This is a genomic window from Mycobacterium sp. NPDC048908, assembly GCF_043197955.1.
Lineage (GTDB): Bacteria > Actinomycetota > Actinomycetes > Mycobacteriales > Mycobacteriaceae > Mycobacterium.
Window position 1 is genome coordinate 1 of the sequence record NZ_JBICUE010000030.1, and the last position, 5,345, is coordinate 5,345.

The window sequence follows — 5,345 nt, forward strand, 5'->3', positions numbered from 1 at the left end:
GGGGTTTTTGTTTGGAGAGTTTGATCCTGGCTCAGGACGAACGCTGGCGGCGTGCTTAACACATGCAAGTCGAACGGAAAGGCCCTTCGGGGTGCTCGAGTGGCGAACGGGTGAGTAACACGTGGGTGATCTGCCCTGCACTTTGGGATAAGCCTGGGAAACTGGGTCTAATACCGGATAGGACTACGGCATGCATGTGCTGTGGTGGAAAGCTTTTGCGGTGTGGGATGGGCCCGCGGCCTATCAGCTTGTTGGTGGGGTGATGGCCTACCAAGGCGACGACGGGTAGCCGGCCTGAGAGGGTGTCCGGCCACACTGGGACTGAGATACGGCCCAGACTCCTACGGGAGGCAGCAGTGGGGAATATTGCACAATGGGCGCAAGCCTGATGCAGCGACGCCGCGTGAGGGATGACGGCCTTCGGGTTGTAAACCTCTTTCAGCATCGACGAAGCGCAAGTGACGGTAGATGCAGAAGAAGCACCGGCCAACTACGTGCCAGCAGCCGCGGTAATACGTAGGGTGCGAGCGTTGTCCGGAATTACTGGGCGTAAAGAGCTCGTAGGTGGTTTGTCGCGTTGTCCGTGAAAACTCACAGCTTAACTGTGGGCGTGCGGGCGATACGGGCAGACTGGAGTACTGCAGGGGAGACTGGAATTCCTGGTGTAGCGGTGGAATGCGCAGATATCAGGAGGAACACCGGTGGCGAAGGCGGGTCTCTGGGCAGTAACTGACGCTGAGGAGCGAAAGCGTGGGGAGCGAACAGGATTAGATACCCTGGTAGTCCACGCCGTAAACGGTGGGTACTAGGTGTGGGTTTCCTTCCTTGGGATCCGTGCCGTAGCTAACGCATTAAGTACCCCGCCTGGGGAGTACGGCCGCAAGGCTAAAACTCAAAGGAATTGACGGGGGCCCGCACAAGCGGCGGAGCATGTGGATTAATTCGATGCAACGCGAAGAACCTTACCTGGGTTTGACATGCACAGGACGCCGGTAGAGATATCGGTTCCCTTGTGGCCTGTGTGCAGGTGGTGCATGGCTGTCGTCAGCTCGTGTCGTGAGATGTTGGGTTAAGTCCCGCAACGAGCGCAACCCTTGTCTCATGTTGCCAGCGCGTTATGGCGGGGACTCGTGAGAGACTGCCGGGGTCAACTCGGAGGAAGGTGGGGATGACGTCAAGTCATCATGCCCCTTATGTCCAGGGCTTCACACATGCTACAATGGCCGGTACAAAGGGCTGCGATGCCGTGAGGTGGAGCGAATCCTTTCAAAGCCGGTCTCAGTTCGGATCGGGGTCTGCAACTCGACCCCGTGAAGTCGGAGTCGCTAGTAATCGCAGATCAGCAACGCTGCGGTGAATACGTTCCCGGGCCTTGTACACACCGCCCGTCACGTCATGAAAGTCGGTAACACCCGAAGCCGGTGGCCTAACCCCTTGTGGGAGGGAGCCGTCGAAGGTGGGATCGGCGATTGGGACGAAGTCGTAACAAGGTAGCCGTACCGGAAGGTGCGGCTGGATCACCTCCTTTCTAAGGAGCACTAATTCATTCCCCCGTGCCTCACATGTGTGAGGGGTTCGCGGTTGGGATATCAGTGCCGGCGCCTGTAGTGGGTTGTCGGTGGGTGCACGACAAACATTTGAGCCGCAACGGGATTCGAGTTTTCGGATTTGTGGTGAGGGACTGCCAGACACACTATTGGGCTTTGAGACAACAAGCCCGTCACCTCTTCGTCCCGCGTGTGGGAAACCGGAGGTGGTTGTGACCTGAGGTGTTGGGTCGCTCTCGTGTAGGGAGTTGGTTGGTTGTCGCCCTGCTTTGGTGGTGGGGTGTGGTGTTTGATTTGTGGATAGTGGTTGCGAGCATCTAGCACGCAGTGTGGCTGGGGGCCTTCGGGTTTCCGGTCTTGTTGTGTGTTGATGTGCAATTTTTCTGATGCCCGCATGCCCTGTTGGGGTGTGTGGGTGACTCATTTTTTGGTTTTGTGTTGTAAGTGTTTAAGGGCGCATGGTGGATGCCTTGGCACTGGGAGCCGATGAAGGACGTGGGAGGCTGCGATATGCCTCGGGGAGTTGTCAACCGAGCGTGGATCCGAGGATGTCCGAATGGGGAAACCCGGCACGAGTGATGTCGTGTCACCCAACGCTGAATGTATAGGCGTTGGGGGGGAACGCGGGGAAGTGAAACATCTCAGTACCCGTAGGAAGAGAAAACAAGTGTGATTCCGTGAGTAGTGGCGAGCGAAAGCGGAGGATGGCTAAACCATATGCATGTGATACCCGGCGGGGGTTGTGTGTGTGGTGTTGTGGGGCGTTTCTTCTCTGGTCCGCCGGCCAGGGCGAAAGTGATAAACCGTTGGGTTAGTCGAAGTGGCCTGGGATGGTCTGTCGTAGAGGGTGAGAGCCCCGTAGGCGAAAACTCGACGGCTTTCGTGGAACTGTTTCCCCGAGTAGCAGCGGGCCCGTGGAATCTGCTGTGAATCTGCCGGGACCACCCGGTAAGCCTGAATACTTCCCAGTGACCGATAGCGGATGAGTACCGTGAGGGAATGGTGAAAAGTACCCCGGGAGGGGAGTGAAAGAGTACCTGAAACCGTGCGCTTACAATCCGTCAGAGCCCTCGCTTTTGTGTGGGGTGATGGCGTGCCTTTTGAAGAATGAGCCTGCGAGTCAGGGACATGTCGCGAGGTTAACCCGGGTGGGGTAGCCGCAGCGAAAGCGAGTCTGAATAGGGCGTATCCGCACAATTGTGTGTGGTGTAGTGGTGTGTTCTGGACCCGAAGCGGAGTGATCTACCCATGGCCAGGGTGAAGCAGCAGTAAGATGTTGTGGAGGCCCGAACCCACTTAGGTTGAAGACTGAGGGGATGAGTTGTGGGTAGGGGTGAAAGGCCAATCAAACTCCGTGATAGCTGGTTCTCCCCGAAATGCATTTAGGTGCAGCGTTACGTGTTTTTTGCCGGAGGTAGAGCTACTGGATGGCCGATGGGCCCTACTAGGTTACTGACGTCAGCCAAACTCCGAATGCCGGTAAATGAAAGCGTGGCAGTGAGACGGCGGGGGATAAGCTCCGTGCGTCGAGAGGGAAACAGCCCAGATCGCCGGCTAAGGCCCCTAAGCGTGTGCTAAGTGGAAAAGGATGTGCAGTCGCGAAGACAACCAGGAGGTTGGCTTAGAAGCAGCCACCCTTGAAAGAGTGCGTAATAGCTCACTGGTCAAGTGATTGTGCGCCGATAATGTAGCGGGGCTCAAGCACACCGCCGAAGCCGCGGCAACGAGTAATCGTTGGGTAGGGGAGCGTCCTGCATCCGGTGAAGCAGCGAAGGAATTCAGCTGTGGAGGGTGTGGGAGTGAGAATGCAGGCATGAGTAGCGATAAGGCAAGTGAGAACCTTGCCCGCCGAAAGACCAAGGGTTCCTGGGCCAGGCCAGTCCGCCCAGGGTGAGTCGGGACCTAAGGCGAGGCCGACAGGCGTAGTCGATGGACAACGGGTTGATATTCCCGTACCCGTGTGTGCGCGCCCGTGATGAATCCATTCTGCTAACCGTCCAAAGGGCGGTCGATCTGATCCTTCGGGTGAGGACGATCGTCTGCTGCACGGGACCCGGATGGGTAGTAGTCAAGCGATGGGGTGACGCAGGAAGGTAGCCGTACCAGTCAGTGGTAATACTGGGGCAAGCCTGTAGGACGGCATCTAGGTAAATCCGGGTGTCAGGTGTCTGAGAGGTGATGCATAGCCGAGTGAGGTGAATTCGGTGATCCTATGCTGCCGAGAAAAGCCTCTAGCGAGCACACACACGGCCCGTACCCCAAACCAACACAGGTGGTCAGGTAGAGAATACCGAGGCGTACGAGTGAACTATGGTTAAGGAACTCGGCAAAATACCCCCGTAACTTCGGGAGAAGGGGGACCTCATTACCGTGAACACCCTTGCGGTGGGTAGCGGGAAGGGGTGGCACAAACCAGTGAGAAGCGACTGTTTACTAAAAACACAGGTCCGTGCGAAGTCGCAAGACGATGTATACGGACTGACGCCTGCCCGGTGCTGGAAGGTTAAGAGGACCCGTTAACCCTTTCGGGGGTGAAGCGGAGAATTTAAGCCCCAGTAAACGGCGGTGGTAACTATAACCATCCTAAGGTAGCGAAATTCCTTGTCGGGTAAGTTCCGACCTGCACGAATGGCGTAACGACTTCTCAACTGTCTCAACCATAGACTCGGCGAAATTGCACTACGAGTAAAGATGCTCGTTACGCGCGGCAGGACGAAAAGACCCCGGGACCTTCACTACAACTTGGTATTGGTGCTCGATACGGTTTGTGTAGGATAGGTGGGAGACGGTGAAGCCAAGACGCCAGTTTTGGTGGAGTCATTGTTGAAATACCACTCTGATCGTATTGGGCCTCTAACCTCGGACCGTATATCCGGTTCAGGGACAGTGCCTGGTGGGTAGTTTAACTGGGGCGGTTGCCTCCTAAAATGTAACGGAGGCGCCCAAAGGTTCCCTCAACCTGGACGGCAATCAGGTGTTGAGTGTAAGTGCACAAGGGAGCTTGACTGCGAGACGTACATGTCAAGCAGGGACGAAAGTCGGGACTAGTGATCCGGCACCCCCGAGTGGAAGGGGTGTCGCTCAACGGATAAAAGGTACCCCGGGGATAACAGGCTGATCTTCCCCAAGAGTCCATATCGACGGGATGGTTTGGCACCTCGATGTCGGCTCGTCGCATCCTGGGGCTGGAGCAGGTCCCAAGGGTTGGGCTGTTCGCCCATTAAAGCGGCACGCGAGCTGGGTTTAGAACGTCGTGAGACAGTTCGGTCTCTATCCGCCGCGCGCGTCAGAAGCTTGAGGAAACCTGTCCCTAGTACGAGAGGACCGGGACGGACGAACCTCTGGTCCACCAGTTGTCCCACCAGGGGCACCGCTGGATAGCCACGTTCGGACAGGATAACCGCTGAAAGCATCTAAGCGGGAAACCCCCTCCAAGACCAGGCTTCTCACCCATTTCAGTGGGATAAGGCCCCCCGCAGACCACGGGATCAATAGACCAGACCTACACACCTAGCAATAGGCGCAGGGAACTGGCACTAACCGGCCGAAAACTTACACACAAACTCGCAACCACACACCATCCACAACTGATGGCATCACACCCCACCACCAAAAATCACCCGGGGCCAACACAGAATTCCCCACCCACGTGGGGCACTCACAAGTGAATAAAGTTACGGCGGTCCATAGCGGCAGGGAAACGCCCGGACCCATCCCGAACCCGGAAGCTAAGCCTGCCAGCGCCGATGATACTACCCAACACGGGTGGAAAAGTAGGACACCGCCGAACACAAATTA

At 56.8% G+C, this 5,345-nt stretch carries 3 rRNA genes; all 3 read left to right on the forward strand.

Going from position 1 to position 5,345, the window contains the following annotated elements:
- Positions 1-8 precede the first annotated feature (8 nt).
- The 3 genes from ACGFK1_RS32800 (at position 9) to rrf (ending at position 5,337) form a co-directional block, all read left to right on the forward strand.
- Positions 9-1,528, forward strand: a 16S ribosomal RNA gene (locus ACGFK1_RS32800).
- Between the two features lie 457 nt (positions 1,529-1,985).
- A 23S ribosomal RNA gene (locus ACGFK1_RS32805) occupies positions 1,986-5,107 on the forward strand.
- 115 nt (positions 5,108-5,222) lie between these two features.
- A 5S ribosomal RNA gene (rrf, locus tag ACGFK1_RS32810) occupies positions 5,223-5,337 on the forward strand.
- The 16S, 23S and 5S rRNA genes sit together here, the layout of an rRNA operon.
- Positions 5,338-5,345 lie beyond the last annotated feature (8 nt).